This is a genomic window from Bradyrhizobium sp. AUGA SZCCT0169 (assembly GCF_018130085.1).
GTDB lineage: Bacteria > Pseudomonadota > Alphaproteobacteria > Rhizobiales > Xanthobacteraceae > Bradyrhizobium.
Genome location: NZ_JAFCMC010000030.1, coordinates 29,195 through 52,187, shown reverse-complemented (window position 1 = coordinate 52,187; position 22,993 = coordinate 29,195). Strand labels below are relative to the sequence as shown.

Annotated in this window: 20 protein-coding genes; 3 read left to right on the top strand and 17 right to left on the bottom strand. The window is 63.8% G+C overall.

All coding sequences use genetic code 11. The features are described 5' to 3' along the window. Window positions 1-38: 38 nt before the first annotated feature. The 4 genes from JQ609_RS26450 to JQ609_RS26435 all read right to left on the bottom strand — a co-directional run bounded on the left by JQ609_RS26450 (window position 39) and on the right by JQ609_RS26435 (window position 4,782). Window positions 39-878 carry a crotonase/enoyl-CoA hydratase family protein gene (locus JQ609_RS26450; RefSeq protein WP_212275798.1) on the bottom strand — a complete coding sequence of 280 codons (840 nt, stop codon included), beginning with the start codon at window positions 876-878 and terminating at the stop codon, window positions 39-41. A gap of 190 nt (window positions 879-1,068) precedes the next feature. Continuing rightward, complete coding sequence (locus JQ609_RS26445; protein WP_212275796.1) at window positions 1,069-1,983, bottom strand: phosphoribosylaminoimidazolesuccinocarboxamide synthase; 915 nt, start codon at window positions 1,981-1,983, stop codon at window positions 1,069-1,071. Between the two features lie 72 nt (window positions 1,984-2,055). Further along, window positions 2,056-2,973, bottom strand: a complete 918-nt coding sequence (locus tag JQ609_RS26440; protein ID WP_212209943.1) for a pirin family protein — start codon at window positions 2,971-2,973, stop codon at window positions 2,056-2,058. A gap of 438 nt (window positions 2,974-3,411) precedes the next feature. Further along, window positions 3,412-4,782, bottom strand: coding sequence for an MmgE/PrpD family protein (locus tag JQ609_RS26435; protein ID WP_212275794.1), 1,371 nt, complete (start codon window positions 4,780-4,782; stop codon window positions 3,412-3,414). A 132-nt stretch (window positions 4,783-4,914) separates the two neighbouring features. Here JQ609_RS26435 and JQ609_RS26430 point away from each other — a divergent pair, with 132 nt between their 5' ends. Then, the gene (locus tag JQ609_RS26430) at window positions 4,915-6,072 is read left to right on the top strand and encodes an aromatic acid exporter family protein (RefSeq protein WP_212275793.1); all 1,158 of its coding nucleotides are present in this window, start codon (window positions 4,915-4,917) and stop codon (window positions 6,070-6,072) included. 22 nt (window positions 6,073-6,094) lie between these two features. On the opposite strand, the gene JQ609_RS26425 is transcribed toward JQ609_RS26430, so the two are convergent. The 13 genes from JQ609_RS26425 to rpsT all read right to left on the bottom strand — a co-directional run bounded on the left by JQ609_RS26425 (window position 6,095) and on the right by rpsT (window position 21,465). Continuing rightward, a complete protein-coding gene (locus tag JQ609_RS26425) occupies window positions 6,095-6,328 on the bottom strand; it encodes a hypothetical protein (protein WP_212275838.1) in 234 nt (77 codons plus the stop codon). Beyond that, the gene (locus JQ609_RS26420; RefSeq protein WP_212275791.1) at window positions 6,216-6,575 is read right to left on the bottom strand and encodes an SMI1/KNR4 family protein; all 360 of its coding nucleotides are present in this window, start codon (window positions 6,573-6,575) and stop codon (window positions 6,216-6,218) included. The genes JQ609_RS26425 and JQ609_RS26420 overlap by 113 nt, the downstream gene beginning before the upstream one ends. Next, window positions 6,572-6,970, bottom strand: coding sequence for a hypothetical protein (locus tag JQ609_RS26415; protein ID WP_212275789.1), 399 nt, complete (start codon window positions 6,968-6,970; stop codon window positions 6,572-6,574). The genes JQ609_RS26420 and JQ609_RS26415 overlap by 4 nt, the downstream gene beginning before the upstream one ends. 170 nt (window positions 6,971-7,140) lie before the next feature. Next, window positions 7,141-7,608, bottom strand: a complete 468-nt coding sequence (locus JQ609_RS26410; protein WP_212275787.1) for a DUF2867 domain-containing protein — start codon at window positions 7,606-7,608, stop codon at window positions 7,141-7,143. Then, a complete protein-coding gene (locus JQ609_RS26405; RefSeq protein WP_212275785.1) occupies window positions 7,605-9,008 on the bottom strand; it encodes an MATE family efflux transporter in 1,404 nt (467 codons plus the stop codon). The genes JQ609_RS26410 and JQ609_RS26405 overlap by 4 nt, the downstream gene beginning before the upstream one ends. 111 nt (window positions 9,009-9,119) lie before the next feature. Beyond that, entirely contained in the window at window positions 9,120-10,418 is a 1,299-nt protein-coding gene (murA, locus tag JQ609_RS26400) for a UDP-N-acetylglucosamine 1-carboxyvinyltransferase (protein WP_212275784.1), read from the bottom strand. 14 nt (window positions 10,419-10,432) lie between these two features. Then, complete coding sequence (gene gyrB, locus JQ609_RS26395) at window positions 10,433-12,868, bottom strand: DNA topoisomerase (ATP-hydrolyzing) subunit B (RefSeq protein ID WP_212275782.1); 2,436 nt, start codon at window positions 12,866-12,868, stop codon at window positions 10,433-10,435. A 333-nt stretch (window positions 12,869-13,201) separates the two neighbouring features. Beyond that, window positions 13,202-15,409 (bottom strand): hypothetical protein, encoded by a 2,208-nt coding sequence (locus JQ609_RS26390; protein WP_212275780.1) that lies wholly within the window; start codon window positions 15,407-15,409, stop codon window positions 13,202-13,204. 117 nt (window positions 15,410-15,526) lie between these two features. Further along, a complete protein-coding gene (gene recF / locus JQ609_RS26385) occupies window positions 15,527-16,666 on the bottom strand; it encodes a DNA replication/repair protein RecF (RefSeq protein ID WP_212275778.1) in 1,140 nt (379 codons plus the stop codon). Between the two features lie 46 nt (window positions 16,667-16,712). After that, a complete protein-coding gene (locus tag JQ609_RS26380) occupies window positions 16,713-17,000 on the bottom strand; it encodes a GIY-YIG nuclease family protein (RefSeq protein WP_212209923.1) in 288 nt (95 codons plus the stop codon). Between the two features lie 51 nt (window positions 17,001-17,051). Beyond that, window positions 17,052-18,170 (bottom strand): DNA polymerase III subunit beta, encoded by a 1,119-nt coding sequence (gene dnaN, locus JQ609_RS26375; protein ID WP_192736315.1) that lies wholly within the window; start codon window positions 18,168-18,170, stop codon window positions 17,052-17,054. Window positions 18,171-18,524: 354 nt separating this feature from the next. After that, on the bottom strand, window positions 18,525-19,955 hold the full coding sequence (dnaA, locus tag JQ609_RS26370) for a chromosomal replication initiator protein DnaA (protein ID WP_212275776.1): 1,431 nt from the start codon (window positions 19,953-19,955) through the stop codon (window positions 18,525-18,527). 1,243 nt (window positions 19,956-21,198) lie between these two features. Next, window positions 21,199-21,465 carry a 30S ribosomal protein S20 gene (gene rpsT / locus JQ609_RS26365; RefSeq protein WP_212209920.1) on the bottom strand — a complete coding sequence of 89 codons (267 nt, stop codon included), beginning with the start codon at window positions 21,463-21,465 and terminating at the stop codon, window positions 21,199-21,201. 346 nt (window positions 21,466-21,811) lie between these two features. On the opposite strand from rpsT, the gene JQ609_RS26360 reads away from it, so the two are divergent. Together JQ609_RS26360 and msrA are read left to right on the top strand one after the other, a co-directional pair. Continuing rightward, entirely contained in the window at window positions 21,812-22,129 is a 318-nt protein-coding gene (locus JQ609_RS26360; protein ID WP_212275774.1) for a hypothetical protein, read from the top strand. A 151-nt stretch (window positions 22,130-22,280) separates the two neighbouring features. Further along, complete coding sequence (gene msrA, locus JQ609_RS26355; RefSeq protein ID WP_212275772.1) at window positions 22,281-22,940, top strand: peptide-methionine (S)-S-oxide reductase MsrA; 660 nt, start codon at window positions 22,281-22,283, stop codon at window positions 22,938-22,940. Window positions 22,941-22,993: the final 53 nt, after the last annotated feature.

The window sequence follows — 22,993 nt, the reverse complement described above, 5'->3', positions numbered from 1 at the left end:
CCTGCCAGTGGTAGAGACCGCAGACACAGATCACAACGTTATTCTTGTGACAGGGGACGTGTGACGGCGCCGTCAGTCGTTCCTGCGTCTCCGCCGAACGCGCCATGGCGGCCGACACCGGAGGCGAATCGTGCAGCGCCTGAGAGTGTCTCGCCCGAGGCGATCACCTTCAGCCCGCCGCGCATTTCGTTGGCGATGGCGTCTTCCTCCGCGAGGTCCCATTGCCGCAGCGCCGAGAGCCGGTCGGCGCGCATGCAGGTCTGCGGGAAGGCCGCGATTTCCCTGGCCAGCGCAATGGCCTGTGCAACGGCTTCGCCTCTTCGCACCAGGCGATTGGCAAGGCCCATGCGCAACGCCTCCGGCCCGCCGACCGGGCGCCCCGTCAGGATCAGGTCGATGGCCTGGGAATGGCCGATCAGCCTCGGCAGGCGGATGGTGCCGAGATCGATCAGCGGCACGCCGAACCTGCGGCAGAAGATGCCGAAGGTGGCGTCCTCGGCGACGACCCGCATGTCCGCCCAGAGCGCGAGTTCCATGCCGCCGGCGACCGCAAAGCCCTCGACCGCGGCGATCACAGGTTTTGACAGCCGCAGCCGGCTCGGCCCCATCGGCGCAATCGAGTCATGGCCGCCGATCTCGCGCTTCTTGTTGGGATCGCCCGCCGCCACCGCCTTGAGGTCGGCGCCGGCGCAGAAATAGCCGCCGGTGCCGGTGAACACCGCAACCGATGCCGCTTCGTCGGCGTCGAACGCCAGAAACGCATCGTAGAGCTTGCGCGTCGTCGCGCCGTCGACAGCGTTGCGGCAATGCGGACGGTTGATGGAAACGATGGTCACGGGGCCATCGCGCTCGACCAGCACGGAATTTTCTTCGGACATGCTTGCCTCCCAATTGTCGATTTTGGGAGGAGCCTAGCGTGAGGCGGTGAGCACCGCCATCACCACTGTCGTCCCGGACAAGCGAGCAAAGCGAGCGCGATCTCAGATGCGCAATTGCGCATCTGAGCCTTCGCCGGGACGACACCGTTTGAGAGGCGCGGTGCTGTGGCAATCTTACCGTGCGGCGGCTTCAAATCTTCAGCTCAGTCCCCGTCACCCGGCGATACGCTTCCAGATAGCGCTTGCTGGTGGCATCCACCACACTGGCCGGGAGCGGCGGGGGCGGGGCGTCACCGTTCCAGCGGCCGGCACGGCGCTCGCTGTCGAGATAGTCGCGCAGCGGCTGCTTGTCGAAGCTCGGCTGTCCCTGGCCGGGCTTGTAGACGTCGACCGCCCAGAACCGTGAAGAGTCTGGTGTCATCACCTCGTCGATCAGGATGATGCGGCCGTCAGCGTCGCGGCCGAATTCGAATTTGGTGTCGGCGATGATGATGCCTTGCTTGCGGGCGGTGTTCTCGCCGTATTCGTAGATGGTGCGTGCCATACGCTCCAGCGTGGCGGCGACCTCGTCGCCAAGGAGCTCGCGCACGCGCGACACCGTGATGTTCTCGTCATGCCCGGTCTCGGCCTTGGTCGCCGGACTGAAGATCGAAGGCTCCAGCTTCTCGCTCTCGACCAGACCCGCTTTGAGCTTCTCGCCGGCCAGCGTGCCCGATGCGGCATATTCCTTCCAGGCCGATCCCGAGATGTAGCCGCGGATCACGCACTCGACCGGGAAGACGGTGGTGCGCCGGCAGAGCATCGCGCGCCCTGCGATGTCGGCGCGGTGCGCCTTCAGCACGGGCACCTGCGCGATGATCTCGTCGGCATCGGCGCTGATCATATGATGCGGCACGACATCTGCGAGCTGCCTGAACCACCAGGCGCTGATCTGGGTCAGCACCGCGCCCTTCATCGGGATGGTTTCGGCCATCACGACGTCGAACGCGCTGATGCGGTCGGTGGTCAGCAGCAGCACGCGGTCGTGGCCGACGGCATAGATATCTCGGACCTTGCCGCGCCCGATCCGTGGCAGGGGCAAATCGCTGGCGAGCATCGCGTTCATGGTGTCATGCTTTCAAGAAGCGCGCCCGCGGGTGAAGCGCGGGCAGCGGAGCTTTGGTTGCCGAGGGATAGCTCACTCCGGCAGCGGAATGAACTCGTGTTCCTGGGGAACATGGGCAAAACGGCCGGTTTTCCAGTCCTGTTTGGCCTGTTCGATCCGCTCCTTGCTGGAGGAGACAAAATTCCACCAGATATGGCGCGGGCCCTCCAGCGCGTCGCCGCCGAGGAACATCATCCGCGTCGGCTGGATCGCCTTCACCGTGATGCGGTCGCCGGGCCGGAAGATCAGCAAGCGCGGCGCCTCGTAGCGCTCGTTCGCAATCTCGACTTCTCCGTCGACCAGATAGATCGCGCGCTCCTCGTGGTCAGGGTCGAGCGGCACGCTGGTGCCGGCGGTGGCCGTCACCTCGGTATAGAACCAGGGTGATACCATCGTGACCGGCGACTTCACGCCAAAGCCGCTGCCGGCGATGATGCGCGCGGTGAAACCGCCGTCCTTGACGGTCGGCAGGCTGTCGGCGGCGTAGTGCTGGAACGATGGCGCGATTTCCTCCGAACCTGCCGGCAGCGCAATCCAGCTTTGCAGGCCCAGCATCTTCTGGCCATCGCGGCGCTGCACGTCGGGCGTGCGTTCGGAATGCGCGATGCCGCGGCCGGCGGTCATCAGATTCATCGCGCCGGGCTGGATCTCCTGAATGTTGCCCTCGCTGTCGCGGTGCATGATGCTGCCGTCAAACAGATAGGTGACGGTGGCAAGCCCGATATGCGGATGCGGGCGCACGTCCATGCCGTTGCCGGCGATGAACTGCATCGGCCCGAAATGATCGAAGAAGATGAAGGGACCGACCATCTGCCGCTTGCCATGCGGCAGCGCGCGCCGCACCACGAATCCATCGCCGAGATCGCGGGTGCGCGGCACGATGATGAGGTCAAGTGCGTCGCAGGTCTTGGGATCGCCGAGCACGGGGTCGTTGGAAGGTTGCCAGCTCATGAGAAACTCCTTTGGATTTTGCGCTGACTATAGCAACAATGACGGGATTGCGCCTCACGTCATTGCGAGCGAAGCGAAGCAATCCATCGAGCGGCAACCAGGTCTGGATCGCTTCGCCGTTTGGGCTCCTCGGACAACGCACTGCAAATCCTGGGCGAGCCAAAATTGAATCTGCATTAAGTTCACTGCGCGCGGCTGACCGAGCGGCGGTGGGCGACAAGGCGAAGGTAGCGGGCACGAATTGAATGCGATCCGGAGACTCTTCCTTCTCCCCTTGTGGGAGAAGGTGGCGCGAAGCGCCGGATGAGGGGTTCTATCAGCGAGTACCAATCGGATAGATTCGAGCGGGGAGAGAACCCCTCACCCGTCTCAATCGTGCCTCGCACGATGATCCACCCTCTCCCACAAGGGGAGAGGGTACACCCGCGCAAGCCCGTCTTACTGCCTTCCCAACTGCGTAGCCTTCGCGACGCGATCGAATCGCTCCAGCGAGAGGATCGCGTCCGCAAGCTGATCCGCGCGGCCGTTCAGCACTGGCCGGGCGAGCGTGAGAAATTTCTGCTGCATCGCCTGGGCGTCCGGGAATGAATCCGGCTCGCCGGAGGGATCGGCATAGAGTCGCTCATGCACGGCATCGTCTGTCGTGATGGAGACGCGCGCGCCAAAGGGATGGGTGCGGCCGATCTCGAGGCGATCGTCCTGCACCACGTCGAACTTGTCGGCCAGCGCATTGATGGCGGCGTCGCCGAGCCGGTCGTAATCGTCCCAGCCGAAGCGGCCCTGGTCGAGCGCCAGCGCGCCGGTGAAGAACATCGAGAATTGTCCGCCGACGATCGAGGTCGGGTGACGCTTGGTGGCGGCGTCGCCAGTCAGCGTGATGCCGTTGCGGTGCAGGCCGATCTCAACGCGCTTGATCTGGTCCGGCGTCAGATTGTGCTCCCGGCGCATCGCGATCAGCGCATCCAAAGCGGCGTGGGTGTAGCGGCAGCTCGGATAGGGCTTTACGCCAATTCGAAGCGTCTCATAGGTCTTGCCGAGGCCGGCGATCGCCTTGTCCGGATGCGCGTTGTCGCTGTAGCCGACCAGCAAGCCGTGCTTGCCTTCGACCGATTCGCTCGAACCGACAAAGTCGTTGCGCGCCAGGGTCGCCGCGATCACGCCGTTCATCGCGGCGGCGCCGACCTGATAGCGCTTGTTCCAGGCGCCATTGACCAAAAATTGCAGCGAGCCGGCGGCCTGGCTGCCGGAAACGCCGAACGCCGAGACAATCTGGTCTTGCGACAGGCCGAACAGCTTTCCGGCGGCGGCGGCCGAGCCATAGGTTCCTGCGGTCGCTGTGGGGTGGAAGCCGCGCGCATAATGCGAAGTGGGGTCGAGCGCGTTGCCGAGCCGGCAGCACACTTCATAGCCCGCGACGATGGCGGTGAGCACGTCGCGGCCCGAGGCGCCGACCATCTCGCCGACCGCGAACGCCGCCGGCACCACGGGCGCGCTCGGATGCAGCGAGGAATCGGCATGCGTGTCGTCGAAGTCAAGCGAATGGCCGAGCGCGCCGTTGAGCAAGGCGGCGACCGCAGGCGTCCAGGTCTTGGCATCGCCGAACACGGTGGATTCGCCCTTGCCGTCCAGCGCCAAGGCTTCCAGCATCTTCAGCAGCGAGGCGGTGGATTCCGCATCGCGCCGCGCCCGGATCGTGCTGCCGAGGAAATCCAGCGTCAGCACCTTGGCGCGCGCCAATACCTCCGGGGGAATGTCCTCGAATTTCAGATTGGCGACATAGGAGGCGAGCGTTGCGGTTTCGTTGGCCATCATGTTTCCTCGTTTTGGCCCGCAGGGTAGGCGGGCTGAATCCACCTTTCAAGCCGTCTCCGGGTCGCGGGCACCAGCTATGCTAAAGCTCATTTACCGGCGGGATCGCCTGCAGATTGCGGAATGGGGCGCATGGCTGGCTTCCTGAAGCGTGTGGCAACCCGTGTGCGGTCGCGGCGAACGCAACTGGCGCTGGCTATCCGGGTGACGGTGGCGGCGGTTGTGGCCTACACCATCGCGAACGCCTTGCATCTGACGCTGCCGCTATGGGCTGTTCTGACCTCCTTGATCGTTACCCAGATGAGCGTCGGCCGGTCGCTGAAGGCGACCACCGACTACATGCTTGGCACGATCGGTGGTGCGATCTACGGCGGAGCGCTTGCGGTGCTGATTCCGCATTCGAGCGAAGCGGCGCTGCTGGCGTTGCTGGTGCTCACGGTAGCGCCGCTGGCCTATCTCGGATCGCTCAACCCCAGTCTGACCGCGGCCACGGTGACAGGTGTCATCGTCTTGTTGATCCCGGAGATGCACCACACCAGTCCGCTCGATTCCGTGATCGATCGCCTGATCGAGGTCACCGTCGGCGCGTCCACCGGGCTTGCGGCTTCCTTTCTCGTGCTGCCGTCGCGGGCGCATCGCCAGATCCGCGCCAATGCGGCGCGCGTGATCGAACTGATCGCGGGAGCATTCTCTGAATTGCTCGTTGGCCTGACGCACGGCCTCGACAATGAAGCCCCGCACCGGATCCAGGAGGGCATCGGTGCCGAGGTGACGGCCTTGCATGCGATGGGGCAGGAAGCCGAGCGCGAACGCGCGGCGCGTCTGTCATCAGGGCCGGACACCGGCCCGCTGCTGCGGACCATCCTTCGGCTGCGTCATGACGTCGTGATGATCGGGCGGGAGTGTCTGGTGGCATTGCCTGCGAACGTGCAGTCGCGGCTGGATACGCCCTTGTCCGGCGTGCGTGAGGCGATTGACGCCCATCTGCGCGCGTCGGCGGCCGCATTGCGCAACGGCGCCAGCCCGCCGGTGATCGACCCCGTGCAATTCGCGCTGCAGGGCTACGCGGAGGAAGTAGCCTCTGTCCGCCGCGATGGTCTGATCCGCCCCCTGGCGGGCGATGCCGCCGAGCGCTTCTACGCACTCGGATTTTCGCTCGAGCAGATGCGCCAAAACATCGGCGATCTCGATCGCTGTGTCTCGGAGTGGTCCACAAAGCCGCCGGCTAAAGCGTTTTCCAGCGAAAGCCTGCCCCGGACCCGATCCGGGGTGGACTCCGGTTCGCGTTAAGAAAACGCGTCAAAATAAGAATCTAGTCCAGATAAACGCCCAGAAAGCTGAGCGTAGCGGCATCGCGTTTCGCGATGCCGTCGGTCAGCGCCTTCAATGCGGCTTCGAAGCTCGGGGCCGCCTGTTCCAGTTCGAAGGCGCCGTCATGGTCCCACAGGAAGCACCAGCCGAAGCGCTCGCCCTGCCCGAGATTGATCACCAGGCAGCGGCTGTGATGGGCGGGTTCGGCGACCGGCAGCAGATCGCGCGCCGCCACGCCATATTGCTCCGCGGAAGTAGGCGTCGATATTCTCCGGATCGTCCTCGGTGAGCGCGATGAAGTTGAACAGGTTGCTGCGCTGGGTCGCCAGGTCCGTCGGGCGGTAGAAGCACAATTCGGCCGAATCGTCCGCCAGCCGGACCTGCAATTCGTCCTCGCCATGCTGCGCGAGGAATTCGCGATAATCCTTCGGCAGCCTGGCGCCGAGTTCCTCCTCGGCCTGAAGCAGGTCGCTTTCACTCACCGCCTTCTTGGTGTACCAGCCGGCGTATCCCGAAGCGCGGCAAGATATTTGGCCTGCACGTCAAGCGGTTCGCCCATTGCTGCCAGCATCAGATCGTCGAGGCCTTTTTGCCAGTCGGGCTTGGGCTCTGGATCCGGCAGCAGATTGCGCAGCATGTAATCCGTGTGCGTGGTTTCGACATAGCCGGCTGCGGTGAGTTCGGCGGCTTGCCGGCGGAACGTGGCGACGGCGGTCTTGGGTTTGGAATATGCCTTGCGCAGGAACTCGTCTTTTTTCCGCGCACCCGGCGCCTCGTTCATATACTTGCCGATGACTGTCGGCTCGTCGCCGGGCATGAACAGCAGACCGCGATCATCATCGCCCGGTGGGCGGTGGAAGAACTTTACCAGACGCATGAGGGTCTCCGAACGCGGGGGCGCAAGGCTGCAGGCAGAAGCTGCCGCCGACGCAAAAAAAGGTCGTGCGACCACGGCCGTCAGCCACGGTCTCCCGGTTTCAGTCGCAGGTTCGGAACAACAGGTTCACGCCGGGCAATGGGTCGATGGAGATCGGCTTACGTGCCGATTCAGGCCGCGACCTGACGCAGCAGGCTGCGGACGATCAGCCGGTGAAACGGCATGATGACGGCCAGATAGGTCCGCCCCAGCCAGTTGTGCGTCAGCACCAGCGTGGTTGCGGTGACCTCCCGGGCGGCGCCTGATGTCGCGACGTCGACGACGATGCGAAAATCCAGATGCTTGTCGTTGAAGCCGGCGACCAGCCGGTCGGGCTGCTCGCTGACGATCGGGAATATCCCGACCATCTCTCTGGGGGTCGAACTTGCGCCTGACGTCTTGAGGCCAAACGGCGCCACCAGAATGTTGCGCAGGGTCAGCAGCGCTTCGGCCCATCGCGGCTGCCGCGCCATCATGCGCTCGGCCGCCTGCCGCGCATTGAGGGCGCGATCGCCGATTTCGATACGGAAAGCGTCGGCAAACTGCGCGCCGGGCAGTGTGTTCGGGTCGATGGCGGGTGTGACTTCACGAACGGTCATTGCAGCGCCAGTCTGTTCGACAGCAGGCGGAAGCGCAAGATCAGCAGAATAGCAAACACGACGGTGCCGACAGACAACCCGACCCAGACGCCACCGGCGCCAAGCGATGTCCGAAATCCGAGCGCCCAGGCGCAGGTAAAGCCGACCAGCCAGTAGCTGAAGGTGGCGAACAACAGGGGGATGCGCGTGTCGTTCATGCCGCGCAGCGCGCCGTTGGCGACGGTCTGAATCCCGTCGGTGATGAAAAAGGTGGTTCCGACCAGCAGCAGCGTTGCCGTCAGCGTCGCCGTGGCGTCGACGGCTTCGCCGAGGAACAGTTCGGCGATCGTGAACCGTCCCAGGATCACGGCAAGCGTCATCGTCGCCATGAACACCGTCCCGAGCAGGATCGCGACATAGCCAGCGCGCCTGACGGCGTCGCGGTCGCGGCGCCCGACCGCATGTCCGACCCTGACGGTGGCCGCCATGCTGATCCCGAACGGCACCATGTAGAGGATGGCCGCGATCTGCAGGGCGATCTGGTGCGCGGCGAGCGCGGTGGTTGAGATCAGGCCCATCAGCAGGCCGGCCGCGCCGAACAATCCGTATTCGAGCATAAACGCCATCGAGATCGGCGCGCCGATGACGACGAGCTTGCCCATCAACGGCCAGTCGATCCGCCAGATGCGGCCGAGCACGTGATATTTGCGGAACGGCCGGCGGCGCGCGGTGAACCACAGCCCGGCGAGGAACGTTCCGAGATTGACGATGCTGGTCGCAAGGCCCGCGCCGAACAGCCCAAGCTCAGGCAGGCCCCATTTGCCGTAGAGCAGCGGATAGACCAGCAGCGCATTGGCCGGGATCGCGGCCAGCGTGATCCACAGCACCGGCTCGGGCCGGTTCACGGCGCTCATGAAGCCGCGTATCGCGATAAACCACAGCGCCGGCAGGATACCCCAGGCGAGGCCGAACAGATATTGTTGCGCAAGCTTTGCGGCAGCCGGCGCCTGGCCGAGCGCGATCAGGATCGCCTCGCCGCGGAACGGCAGTATCATCAGCGGCGCCGAGATCAACACCGCCGCCCACAGGCCGACGCGCAGCGCGCGCCGCACCATGCGCGGATCGCGCGCGCCGAAAGCCTGCGCCGCCAGCGGCGCCACGGCAGACACCAGGCCAAGGCCAAACGTGAAGATCACGAAGAAGACCGTATGCGCGAGGGCTGCCGCGGCAACCGCTTCGCCGCCGAGCCGGCCGATGAACGCCAGATCGGTCGTCATCATCGCGATCTGCCCGAGCTGGGTCAGCGCCAGCGGCACCGCGAGCTTCAGCGTTTCGGCGAACTCCTCAGCCAGATGGCCGCGCGTCCGCGCCGCCGGGACAGGCGCGAGCGAGGTTGCGTCGATTTTGTCGAGCGAGGTCATGGATCAGGACTAACACGGCGACGGGCCGAAAAAGTGACGGTGGCTGCGGTAGATTTTGGTTTGGACGCGTCTTCTTCACGCGAACCGGCGTCCACTTCGCTTGAAAACGCTCTATCCGCCGTCGCGCGCCGGCACCCGCGTAATCCTGGCGCCGAGTGCATTGAGCCGTTCCTCGATCCGCTCATAGCCGCGTTCGATCTGGTCGGCATTGTTGATGGTGGAGGTGCCTTCCGCGGCCACCGCCGCCAGCAGCATCGCCATGCCGGCGCGGATATCGGGCGAGGTCATCAATGCCCCGCGCAGCCGGCTCGGGCCCGCCACGATGGCCCGGTGCGGGTCGCACAGCACGATGCGGGCGCCCATCGAGATCAGCTTGTCGACGAAGAACATCCGCGATTCGAACATCTTCTCGAACATCAGGATCACGCCGTCGCATTGCGTGGCGGTGACGATGGCGATCGACATCAGGTCGGCGGGAAAGGCCGGCCAGGGCTGGTCTTCGAGCTTCGGCACATGGCCGCCGAAATCGTCCTGGATCTTCATGGTCTGGCCGGACGGCACCACGAGATCGTCGCCTTCGACGCCGCAGACGATGCCGAGCCGCTCAAAGCCCATCCGGACCGAGCGCAGATGCTCGACGCCGGCGCGCGCGATGCGCAGCGGCGAGCGCGTCACCGCGGCGAGCCCGATCAGCGAGCCGACCTCGATATGGTCGGGCTGGATCGCGTAGCTGGTCCCGCCCAGCGTCGCCGGCCCGTGGATGATGATGGTGTTGGTGCCGATGCCCTCGATCTTGGCGCCGAGCGCCACCAGAAAGTTGGCGAGGTCCTGCACATGCGGCTCGGAGGCGGCGTTGCGCAGATACGTGGTGCCGTGGGCGGCGACCGCGGCGACCAGCGCGTTTTCGGTGGCGGTGACGCTGGGCTCGTCGAGGAAAACGTCGGCGCCCTTTAGTCGCGAGGCGCGGAACTCCAGCCGGTGCGTCGCCGTGACGGTGGCGCCAAGCTGTTCGAAGGCCAGAAAATGCGTATCGAGGCGGCGGCGGCCGATCACGTCGCCGCCGGGCGGCGGCAGCGCCACCTCGCCGCAACGGGCCAGCAGCGGGCCTGCCAGCAGGATCGAGGCGCGGATGCGCGCGCAGAGTTCGGGATCGAGATCGGCGGCGCGAATTTCCTTGGCGTGGATTTTCAGCGTGTTGCGCTGCTCCCATTCGGCCGCGGCGCCGACCGAGCGGATCAGTTCGACCAGCGTCTCGGTATCGCGAATCCGCGGAACGTTTTCGAGCGTGACCGGATGGTCGGTCAGCAGCGCCGCCGCGATGATCGGCAGCGCCGCGTTCTTGTTGCCCGACGGCTCGATGGTGCCCGCAAGCCGGTGGCCGCCTTCAACGATGTACTGGATGGGCGCCACTGGAACTCCGTGCATCACACGTCGACATTGGCGCTGAGCGAGTTATCCTGGATGAATTCGCGGCGCGGCTCGACCACGTCACCCATCAGCTTGGTGAAGATGTCGTCGGCCTCGTCGACCTCCTTGATCTTCACCTGCAGCAGCGAGCGCTCGTTGGTGTCGAGCGTGGTTTCCCAGAGCTGCTCCGGATTCATCTCGCCGAGACCTTTGTAGCGCTGCAGCGCCACGCCCTTGCGGCCGGCGTCGGTCACCGCTTCGAACAGGCTGACCGGCCCGTGAATCGCGATCTCGGCATCCTTGCGGCGCAACAGGCCCGGCTTCGGATAGGCCTCCTGCAGCTTCGCCGCGTAATCGTCGAGCTTGCGGGCGTCGGCGGAGCCAAGCAGCGCGTCGTCGATGATGGCGGCATCCTTGACGCCGCGGACGGTGCGTTCGAACAGGAAGCCTTCACCCTCCGTGAAGCGCCCGCTCCAGCCGCGCTCGACTTCGTCGGCCAGGGCATCGAGCCGCTTGGCGATATAATCGGCGGCGGCATTGGCGTTGCTGATATCGCTTGTGATCTTCGGGCTCAAAACGCCGGCGATCGCGGCCTGCTCGACCACCATGCGGTTATAGCGGCTGTGCAGATTATGCAGGATGCCGCGGATGACGCGGGCGTCCTCCACCAGTGACAGCAGGTCACGGCCGCCACGCTCCGAGCCCGTGGCCGGCTTGAACACGCAATCGTCGAGGCCGGCTGCGATCAGGTAATCCTCCAGCGCGCGCTCGTCCTTCAGGTACTGCTCGGACTTGCCGCGTGTCACCTTGTAGAGCGGCGGCTGGGCGATGAAGAGATGGCCGCGGTCGATCAATTCGCGCATCTGCCGATAGAAGAAGGTCAGCAGCAGCGTGCGGATATGCGAGCCGTCGACGTCGGCGTCCGTCATCAGGATAATCTTGTGGTAGCGCAGCTTGTCCGCACTGAAATCGTCGCTGATGCCGGTGCCGAGCGCTGCGATCAGTATCCCGATCTGCTCGCTGGACAACATCTTGTCCATGCGAACGCGCTCGACGTTGAGGATCTTTCCGCGCAGCGGTAAGACCGCCTGGAATTCGCGGTTGCGGCCCATCTTGGCGCTGCCGCCTGCGGAGTCACCCTCGACGATGAACAGTTCGGATTTGGCGGGGTCTTTTTCCTGGCAATCCGAGAGCTTGCCGGGCAGCGAGGAGCTACCAAGCGGACTCTTCCGGGTCAGTTCGCGCGCCTTGCGGGCGGCTTCGCGCGCGGCGGCGGCCTGGATCACCTTGCCGACAATGACCTTGGCTTCTGACGGGTGTTCCTCGAACCATGCCGCCAGCGCTTCGTTGAGCACGTTTTCGACCACCGGGCGCACTTCCGAGGAGACCAGCTTGTCCTTGGTCTGCGACGAGAATTTCGGATCCGGCACTTTTACCGAAAGCACCGCGGTGAGGCCTTCGCGGCAATCGTCGCCGGTCAGCGCGATCTTTTCCTTTTTCGCGTTGGCCTCGGCATAGCCGTTGACCTGGCGCGTCAGCGCGCCGCGGAAGCCGGCCAGATGGGTGCCGCCGTCACGCTGCGGGATGTTGTTGGTGAAGCACAGCACGTTCTCGTGGTAGCTGTCGTTCCACCACAGCGCGGCCTCGACGCCGATGTCGTTCAATTCCGCCCGCACCATGATCGCGGCGGGCACGATCGCCTTCTTGTTGCGGTCGAGATATTTGACGAATTCCTCGACGCCGCCGGCGTATTGCATCACCTCGCGCTTTTCGACCGCATGGCGCATGTCGGACAGCACGATATTGACGCCGGAATTCAGGAACGCGAGCTCGCGCAGGCGATGCTCCAGCGTCGCGAAATCATACTCGACATTGGTGAAGGTTTCGGACGACGCAAAGAACGTCACCTCGGTGCCGCGCTTGCCATTGGCTTCACCCACCACCTTGAGCGGGGCAACGGAATCGCCGTGGGCGAACTCGATGTAATGCTCCTTGCCGTCGCGCCAGACGCGAAGCTGCAGCTTGCTCGACAGCGCGTTGACGACGGAGACGCCGACGCCGTGCAGGCCGCCGGAGACCTTGTAGGAGTTCTGGTCGAATTTTCCGCCGGCGTGCAGCTGGGTCATGATGACTTCGGCCGCGGAAATGCCTTCGCCCTTGTGGATGTCGACCGGAATGCCGCGGCCATCGTCGCGCACCGTCACCGAGCCGTCGGCATTGAGCACGACTTCGACCGCGCTGGCGTGACCGGCAAGCGCTTCGTCGATCGCATTGTCGACGACCTCGTACACCATGTGGTGCAGGCCGGATCCGTCATCGGTGTCGCCGATATACATGCCCGGCCGCTTGCGCACGGCGTCGAGCCCCTTCAACACCCGGATCGATTCCGCGCCATATTCAATCGGAATGGGATGCTCAGTGTCGGCAGGTGTCTGCCGGGCAGGTTCTGTCATGTAAGGCCTTCGAGGTGTCCCGAATCAGCTGCGCAATATGAGGCGCTGATTGATCTATTTGTGCCATGAAAGAGGCCATGCGCCTAGCGCAAAGTCTCTGTCTTCAAGCTATTGAATAAATAGTGTTTTTTGGCGCTCTTTCAAGGCGCTCAAGGGGCGATTCGGCGGCCTCTGAAAAGGACGATTCGAGGCATGATTCCGGGCCTTCAAGTGCCTGTTTTTCAGATGCCGTTGCGGCAGAAAATGGCAGGCCGCAACGGAGCTGCCGGAGAACGGTGCAACCACCCGCGTGCCCGGGACGCAAGCGCCCGCGAGCACGCCGCGCCAGGCCCCTCAATACATCTGCAGCGACAACGCATCTCCGCTCGGCGCAATGATCAGGCCCCAGGCGTCGTCAGCGGTCACTTCGACCGTATCGTTTCGTGCCGGACGGCCCGCGACCTTCACGGAATAGGCGTATTTGCCCGGCGGCAGGTCGAGCATCGGAGGCTTCGCCGATTGCGGCCCGCCGGCACCGGCAGCGAGCTTGATCGTCTGCTTGTTGATCGTGACCGCGGCTTCACCGCCGCCCATGTTGCCGAACACCAGCCTGGCCTGACCCGGTTTCGGGATCACGCCGGCCTTTGCGGCGACCTCGGTATATTTCTGTGCGAGGCTGACGGTGGTCTCGTCCTTGGCGCGGCCGAGTTTTAGCTGTGCGGGCCCATCGGGCGACGCAAATGCCAGTTGCACGCGGTCTGCCTGCGCGACGGCGCGCTCCGCGGATTCCTTCCAGCCGCGTTTGCCAAGCTCGGTGCGATAGAAGGCGAGCACGGAAGCGAGATCCGCAGGAACGCTGATTTCGAGTTCCCTGCGGAACGGAGCGTTGCTGCCAGGCAGCTTTCCACTGCCGCGGGAGACAGTCGAACCACGCTGCTTGGGCATCGGAAACGGCGCGTCGGCATCGGTTTCGGGGTCGGCTTCGAGAACCTGCACCGCCGCTTTGGCGCCGCTGGACGCCTGAGTGGCGTCTGCTGCACCGGGCTTGGCGGCCATCTTCGCATCGGCCACCACCAGCGCCGATCCGTAGCCGCTGATCTTCGCCCTCGGGCCCATCTGCATGATCGTGAGCGACATCGCCTTGCCGCCTTTGGAGAACTCCATCACGGCCATGGCGGCATGGTTGATGGGCGAGGGCTTCTCTTTCCAGCCCTGAGCCTTCAGCGCGCCGCTATAGAACGCCGCGACCGCTCTCACGGTCGAGGGGGAATAGAAATCGAGGCGGCCATCGGCGGCTTCGAACTTCACCTCTTCGGCGTTCTCGGGCAGCGGTACGGGTTTCGAATTGTCGGCAAGGGCGCGCAGCGGCGCGTCCGACAGCTTGGCGGCCTGGGCCACCCGCCGCACTTCGTCGGCTGCGATGATCTCCTTTGCCATGGCCGCCGCATCGCTGAGAAACTTCGCGTCGGCTTCCTTCTTGGCCTTGGCGCGCGCGGCGAGGGCGGCTTCCTTCATGTGAGTCGCGACATTGACCATCGTCATGTCATATCGGCGGCTGAGCTTCAGCGTGGCGGTTTGCTCGGCCGAGGAAAAATTCAGCGTGACGTTGTCCGGGGTGACGACGGCGCCGCGCGTCTCTTCCGTCCAGCTCCGCGCCGCAAACTCGCGGCGATAAAACGCCAGCGTTGCGGGAAGCTCGGCAACGACGCCGATGTCCAGGCTGCGGTCGACCGAATTGGAATCACCGGAACCGCGCAGGCTCTGGGTTGTCTTCGGTATCGGCAGGCCGGACACGTCGTCAGCGGCTTCGAGCTTTTCCGGCATCGCAAATGGCGCAACCCGGATCTCCACGCCGGTCCGTCCGTCGTCGCGGCGCTGCAGCGTCAGCATCACCGGCCGCTGCTGATGAGGGCCATTCTTGGCATCATGGCTGTAATAGGCGCGCACGCCGTTCTCGATCGTCTCGCTGAGCTGCGCGTTCGGCCAGCGCGCGGCCGCCTCCGCGGCTTCGAGCGGCCTCCAGCCGATCGCTTCCATCTCCTTGCGGAAGAAGTCGAGCGTTGCGTCGAACCCGGTCGGGGCGATGCAGCCAAGATAGGGCCGCCGCTCGTCGTAGAGGATGTCGACGGCACCTGGCGGGAACGGCACGTTCGCATAAATTGGGATGTAGCTATTATAGGACAGGGTGGATTGCTTGCCCAGCCAGACGCTCATATTCAGTCCTTGCCGTCCTCTCTTGAAAGCCGACGAGGAGGTGTTTTCGAGCGGGCGCACATATTCCACCCAGCCGTCGGCGGCCAGCGATTTCTTCGTCGCCGCGGCCGTGGCCGCGACGGAAGCCGGAATGTCGTAGGTCAATCGATAGGTTTTGCCGTGATGGGTTTTGGTCTCGGCCGTTTTTTCCACGGCGCCTTCGGGCCGCGGCAGGGTGCGGACATCGACCATGGTGTCAGCGGTGTAATCGGCGCTGGCGGCAACCGGCACGCTGGCGATCACCGCGAGGGTGAGAGCAAACAGGTGTTTTCGTGCCGGGACCAGCGTCCCGCGCGTCGTTCCAAACATGGGTATCTCCGGATATTGCCGATGCCTGGCGCAGCAGCGATGGCCGCGCATCGATGGCGCGATTACTGGAGTCTAGTCGCGCGGGTGGGCGTTGAGGTTCAACCGGGCGCCTGTTGCTCAGGGGCGACGGGCGACTTGGCCGGAATCGACGTCGAAAACCTCGCCGGATGCGCCGATATCGGCGAATGCCGCCGGATCGGCGCCGGTCATCCAGACCTGCGCGCCGAGTTTTGCCAGCTCATTGAACAGTGCTTTCCGCCGGCCCGGATCGAGATGTGCGATGACCTCGTCGAGCAGCAACAGCGGCACGATGCCGGTCATCTCGGCGACCAGCGTGGCATGGGCCAGCACCAGCCCGATCAGCAGCGCCTTCTGTTCGCCGGTGGAGGCATCGCGCGCCGGCATGTTCTTCGGCGCGTAGACCACCTGCAGGTCGGTCAAATGCGGACCGTCCAGCGTACGGCCGGCCGCGGCGTCGCGTGGCCGGCTAGCGCGCAGGATCTCGCGGTAACGATCCTCCACGGCCGTCGCAGGTTCGCTCACCAGCGCATTCTCCATCCAGCCGTCGAGCATGATCTGCGCCGACGGAAACGCGGAAGCCGCACCGCGCTCGCGCAGCATCGCTGCGAGTTTTGTCACGGTCTGGCCGCGGGTGGCGGCAACCGCGACCGCAAGCTCGGCGGTTTCGCGCTCGATCGCGTCGCACCAATGGTCATCGTAATTGCGCACTTCGAGCAGCCGGTTGCGCGAGCGCAGCGAACGCTCCAGCGCCGACACGCGGCTGGAATGCTCGCTGTCGATCGCCAGCACCAGCCGGTCGAAGAAGCGCCGCCGTTCCGAGGCGGCGCCAAGAAACAGCCCGTCCATCGCCGGTGTCAGCCACACCATGCGCAAATGATCGCCGAACGCCGTTGCCGAACTCACCGGCTCGCGATCGATCCGGCAGCGCCGGCCAGTGGAACTGTTTTCATTTGCCGGCGCATCGATACCGGTGCCCAGCGTCGCAAGCCCCAGCGCGCCCTCGACTTCGGCGGAGACGGCCCAGGAACCGTCGCCCTGATTGTCCGCGACATCTTCCAGCGTCGCGCGCCGCAAGCCCCGTCCCGGCGACAGAAACGAGATCGCCTCGAGGCAATTGGTCTTGCCGGCGCCGTTCGGTCCCACCAGCACCACGACGTCTCCGCGCGTCTGCACGCTCCCCGCCCGATAATTGCGAAAATGCGTCAGCGTCAGTTTATGGATGCGGGAGGGGGTCATATCAGGTTGTCATTGCCGGGCTTGACCCGGCAATCCATCGTCCGCGCTAGCGGACAATCTCTTCGTACAAATCTCGCCAGTCGGGATTGCTCGCGATAATCAGGTCGATTTTCCACTCGCGCGACCAATGTTTGATGTTCTTCTCGCGTTGAAGTGCCGTGGCGATTGCTTCGTGCGGCTCAAAATATACCAATGTCTTGATGCCGTACTTCTTGGTGAAGCCGTCTGCCAAACCCTCTCGATGCTCGTAGACGCGCCGCACCAGATTGTTTGTCACGCCAACATATAGCGTTCCACCGGGCTTACTTGCGAGAATGTATACCCAATAGGTCATTTTCGAAGGTGATGGATTGCCGGGTCAAGCCCGGCAATGACAGCTAATTCCTCACACCCGCATCGGCATCAGCACGTAGAGCGCGCCTTTGTTGTCCTTGTCCTGCACCAGGGTCGGGGAGCCGGGATCGGCCAGCCGCAGCACCGCGACCTCGCCTTCGATCTGGGCGGCGATATCCAGCAGATAGCGTGAGTTGAATCCGATATCGAGCGCGTCGGAGGCGTATTCGACTTCGAGTTCTTCGGTGGCGCTGCCGGAATCCGGGTTGGTCACCGAGAGCACCAGCTTGCCGGCCGACAATGCCAGTTTCACCGCGCGGCCGCGTTCGCTCGAAATGGTCGAGACGCGGTCGACCGCAGCCTCGAAATCCTTTTTGTCGACGATCAGTTCCTTGTCGTTGTTCTGCGGAATGACGCGGCCGTAATCCGGGAAGGTGCCGTCGATCAGTTTCGAGGTCAGCACCACATTGCCGAGGGTGAAGCGGATCTTGCCCTGCGACAATTCGATCGAGACTTCGGCTTCATTGTCCTCGATCAGCCGCTGCACCTCGCCGACGGTCTTGCGCGGCACGATCACGCCGGGCATGCCGACAGCGCCCTTCGGGAGAACCAGATCGATCTGCGCCAGCCGGTGTCCGTCGGTCGCCACCCCGCGCAGGGTCGCAGCCTTGGCGCTGCCGGCCGAGTGCAGGTAGATGCCGTTGAGGTAATAGCGGGTCTCTTCGGTCGAGATCGCAAATTGGGTGCGGTCGATCAGGCGCTTGACGTCGGCGGCGGCCAGCGAGAACGAATGCGTCATGTCGCCGGCGGCCAGATCGGGAAAATCGCTTTCGGGGAGGGTCTGCAGTGTGAAGCGCGAACGGCCGGCACGGATCGCCAGCACCGAACGGTCGCCGTCGGCCTCCAGTACGATCTGCGCGCCATCGGGCAGCTTGCGGACGATGTCGTAGAACATATGCGCCGGCACGGTGGTCGAGCCGGCGGTTCCGGTTTCCGCCGCCAGGGTTTCCGTCACCTCGAGGTCGAGGTCGGTGGCCTTCAGCGACAGCTTGGCGTTTTCGGCACGGATCAGCACGTTGCCGAGGATCGGGATGGTGTTGCGGCGCTCGACCACGCGATGGACGTGGCCCAGCGATTTCAGGAGTTGCGCGCGTTCGACGGTGACCTTCATTGCAATACCCGCCTGATCCCTAAGATGGAAAAGCCGGGCGGCCCTGAAGGCGCGCCGCGGCCATTGAAACCCGAAAGCCGGATCAAGATGGGACTTGATCAAACCTTCGGGGGGACCGCAAGGTGGCGCGGATAGAGCCCAAGCGCAAGGGATAGCGACGCCGTTTCCCACGGTTTGCGGGCAAATTCACCGTCGTCCCGGCGTAGGCTCAGATGCGCAATTGCGCATCGGGGGACCCATAACCACAGGCGTGTGGCTTGCATAAGCCGTCGGCCAGGGTGCCCAAACGCCCGGCCGCGGAGTATGGGTTCCGGCGCCCCGTGCGCTATTGCGCACTAGGCCGGAACGACTGCGTCATTCCTGCAATTGGCGCTTCAGCGATTCCACCTCTTCCGACAGCGCGGTATCCCGGGACACCAGTGCCTCGATCTTGCGCACGGCGTGCAGCACCGTGGTGTGGTCGCGTCCGCCGAACCGGCGGCCGATCTCGGGCAGCGACCGCAGCGTCAGCGTCTTGGCCAGGTACATCGCGACCTGGCGCGGGCGAACCACATTGGCGGTGCGCCGGGAGGACAACAGGTCCGAACGGCTGACATTATATTGCCGGGCCACCACGCGCTGGATGTCCTCGATCTTGATCCGCTTCGGTTCCTGCGGACGGATCAGGTCGCGGACTTCGCGCTCGGCCATTTCCAGCGTCACCGGCTGGGCGTTGAGCTTGGAGTGCGCGAGCAACCGGTTGATGGCGCCTTCGAGATCCCGGCCGTTATGGGTGATGGTGCGCGCCAGATAGTCCAGCACCGGCTCCGGCACGTCGAAGCTCGCATGATGGGCACGGGCCGCGGCGACGCGCGATTTGAGGATGCCGAGCCGAAGCTCTTCGCCGAGCGAACCCATTTCCACGACGAGGCCGCCTGCCAGCCGCGAACGCACGCGATCATCGAGGCTTTCGAGATCGGACGGCGGACGGTCGGCCGCGATCACGACCTGGCGGCCGGCATCGATCAGCGCGTTCAGCGTATGGCAGAACTCGGCCTGGGTCGATTTGCCCTGCAGGAATTGCAGATCGTCGATTACGAGCACGTCGATGCCGCGCAGCGCTTCCTTGAACGCCAGCGCCGTCTGCGTCTTCAGCGCCGCGACGAAGCCGTACATGAACTTCTCGGCGGTAAGATAGAGCACCTTGCGCTCGTTGCCGGAATTGCCGGCCCATGTGACGGCCTGCAGGAGATGGGTTTTGCCGAGACCGACGCCGGCGTGAATATAGAGAGGATTGAACATCACGGCATCGCCGCGCCGCCCTTCGGCGACCTGGCGTGCCGCCGCATGCGCCAGTGTGTTGGAGCGGCCGATCACGAAACTTGCAAAGGTGAGGCGCGGGTCGAGCGGCGAGCCGCCGAGCGCATCATGGCTCGCGGACACCGGCGCGGTCGCGGTGGCGCGCAGCTCGGGCGCGGGACGGCCGTTGGCATGCTCGACGCGGCGCTGATCGGCCGGCGCAGGAGCTTCCTTCGCGGGTGCGGCGCATCGCATCGCCGTGCGCACGGTGAGGTCGATCCGGTGCACCTCAGGCATCTCGGCCTGCCAGCAGGCGAGAACGCGATCGGCGTAATGCGCCTGGATCCAGCTCTTGAGGAACCGGGTCGGAACCGACAGATGGACGTTCTCGTCCTGCACGCCTTCCAGATCCATGCGCGCGAACCAGCTCGTATAGACGTCTTCGCCTACCGTGGTCCGCAACCGACCCTTCACCCGCGACCAGCGATCCTGTTCGATATTCGTCATTGCCTGATAACTTCTCTGAAAGAGTAATGTTCGTTGCTAAATCGCCTTGCAGGGTTCCTGCCAACAGGGGTGCTGCAAGGCGCGACCTCAAACGGGACTTCAACTCCGGACATGGATCGACCGTTCGGCGCGAACCGCCGCTGGTCAGATTGTCGGTTGGAGAAGAAGGTTTCCCGTGAGGTCAGCGCGTACTCGACGGTCCATCCGGAGTTCGCACCGAGGAATGGTTGGAAAAGAAGGCTGGAGAAACCAATACGGTCTGTTGTGAAATGCGTCCGTCTAATGCCGCGATTCCGTAAAGCATAGTGCCTCCCCCTCTCGCCGCGAAAGCGCGCGGCGAGTTGTCATGTCGAAAGTGTTTTTCAAAGTCAGTCTGCCGCTACCGAACATCGAATGCCCGGCGCTGCGCCGCCGCGTAACCTCAGTCTGTCGTCTTCAACACGTTCACGCGCTACGCGTTCCCAACGATGCGGTTGCCAACACCTGCCTTATCTCCCTAGTCATCGACACGCGAAACCTGCACGCCACGCCTGAGAAATTTAGACACAGAACAACCATTCTCATATTGCTATGAGTTACCAACTTAGCATCGCTTGGAAAGCGTCGCTAACGCGCACACCGCCGCCGATTTGCACGTCCACCCTTGGGTCTCAAACCGCGCTGGTCTGGAGAGCCGTGGGCGTCGCGAACGACCATAGATGTACACCAAGCGGAAATTCTGACAATCCGTGAATCGACGTGCGTGACCGAGTCTTCGGCTGTGTGGCCGCGCTGCAATTGTGACACTCGAAAGCAAGTTTTTGGATTCGTGAACAGAATCGCGCGCGCTTGCGCATCGTGACAATTTTCGACGCACTCGAGAAAAATTTTAAGAAACCGTTACAATCGCGCTTGCGCGGACCGGTTTTCAAACCGCTTGAAGTCGCTATGTGGATAAGTGGTTAGCGAGACGAAGTTTTTCGCGATTCTTTTTTAGGGTAACTCTCGCGCGGCTGTTGCGGGTAAACCGCGGAAATCTTTTTGAACCCCGCGCAACAAAACTTGAATCTCGCGCAGCAAAACGTGCTGTGCATCTCGCGTCTGCGCACAGCATTGCCGTTGCAACAAACTGCACCGCGTAAAACTACGGGGCCGAAGAAATATGACACGCGCTCGACTGTGCAGCAACGGGACAATCGAATTGGAAAAAAGAAAAAGCCCGGCCAGGGCCGGGCTTTTTTGACGAATATTTTTTTCCGTCAGTTCATTTCGCAAGCTTGGCGATCTGGTGCGTCAGGCGTGACACCTTCCGGCTCGCGTTGTTCTTGTGAATGATGTTGCGCTGCGCGGCTTGCATCAGTTCCGGTTCCGCGCGCGCCATCGCCTTCAACGCTGCATCGCGGTCGCCGCTCTCGATGGCTTCTTCGACGGTGCGAACCGCACCACGCATCTGGGTGCGGCGCGACTTGTTGATGATGGTGCGGCGGGCAATCTTGCGGGTCGCCTTTTTGGCGGAAGTGGTATTGGCCATGTTCTCAACTATCCTTCGGCTGTCATCGCTCGGGTGGTCGGGCTTGAGCGCGCCGGCCGTTCAAATTGCGCTGGTGTGTTTCAAGGTGTCCTTGAGGTCGCCATGCTCGGGAGCCAAAATGCTCCCACCGCGGCGCGGCTCAAAGAACAGCGGCGGCGGGATTGCGCCCGCCGCCATTGGGGGTCTTATAGAGGGCTGGTTCTGCACCGTCAACGCTTTCCGGCCCCTCCAAAAACCGGAAAATCCGGCCGGAAATGGCGCATAAGGTGCTGACGAGGTTGAATTTATTAGGGGGGCCCGGTATTGGGCTGACGGCCCTCCGGGCCCGACAGGTATAAGGTGACGCATGATCCGCGGTTTCTTCCGGCTAATTGGCCTGCTGCTCCTGGCCGGCGGATTCATCTTCATGGTCTATGACGGCGCACGGTATGTCGCCGACCAGACGCTGCGTTTCACCCGGTTTGGGCAGTTCTGGAACGACATCCACCAGTCCAGCCAGCTGGCGTTTCGCACTTCGGTTGAGAGTGCCGCGCCCTGGCTCTGGAACAGCATCATCAAGGTCCTGCTGGACCAGCCGGTGTTCGCGGTGCTGGGCGTGTTCGGCATTCTCTTGATGATCCTGTTCCGGCCCCGCAAGCCGCTGATCGGCTATTCGCGGGACTGACAGGCTTTGGTTCGGCAAGGCCGGCGTTGCCAAGGCTTAATCTAAGGAGGCTTGCGTAACAGGGCTGCGGCAACCCGCGTAAAGCCTTATATAGAAGTGAGCCCGCTGCCGCCGTTTGCGCGCCAGCCGATGTTCCGCCTGGAGGCAATCCATGTTGTTCATGCGCAAGACCACCGCGTTGCCGAGTGCCGCCGAAGCGCTGCCGGGCCGCGCCACGCCGATCCCGACCGCGTCAACCCATTTCGTCAACGGCCGCAAGCTGCAACCGCCTTATCCTGCAGGTCTCGAGCAGGCGGTGTTCGCGCTCGGCTGTTTCTGGGGCGCCGAGCGCAAGTTCTGGCAACTCGGCGAGGGCATCTTTGCGACCGCCGTCGGTTACGCCGGCGGCCACACGCCCAATCCGACCTACGAAGAAGTTTGCTCGGGCCGCACCGGTCACACCGAAGTGGTGCTGGTCGTGTTCGATCCGAAGAAGATCTCCCTTGAGGCGCTGCTGAAGACGTTCTGGGAAAATCACAACCCGACGCAGGGCATGCGCCAGGGCAATGATGTCGGCACCCAATATCGTTCCGCGATCTACACGCGCAGCGATGCGCAAGCCAAAGCCGCCGATGCGTCGAAGGCGATGTACCAGAAGGCGCTGGCAGCCAAGGGTCTTGGCGCCATCACCACCGAGATCGCGCCGTCAGGCGAATTCTATTTTGCCGAAGACTATCATCAGCAATATCTCGCCAAGAATCCGGCCGGCTATTGCGGGCTGGGCGGCACCGGCGTGTCGTGCCCGATCGGTGTTGATGTGAGCGCCGCCTAGCCCCGTCATTGCGAGCGAAGCGAAGCAATCCATTCTTTCTTTTTGCGGCGAGA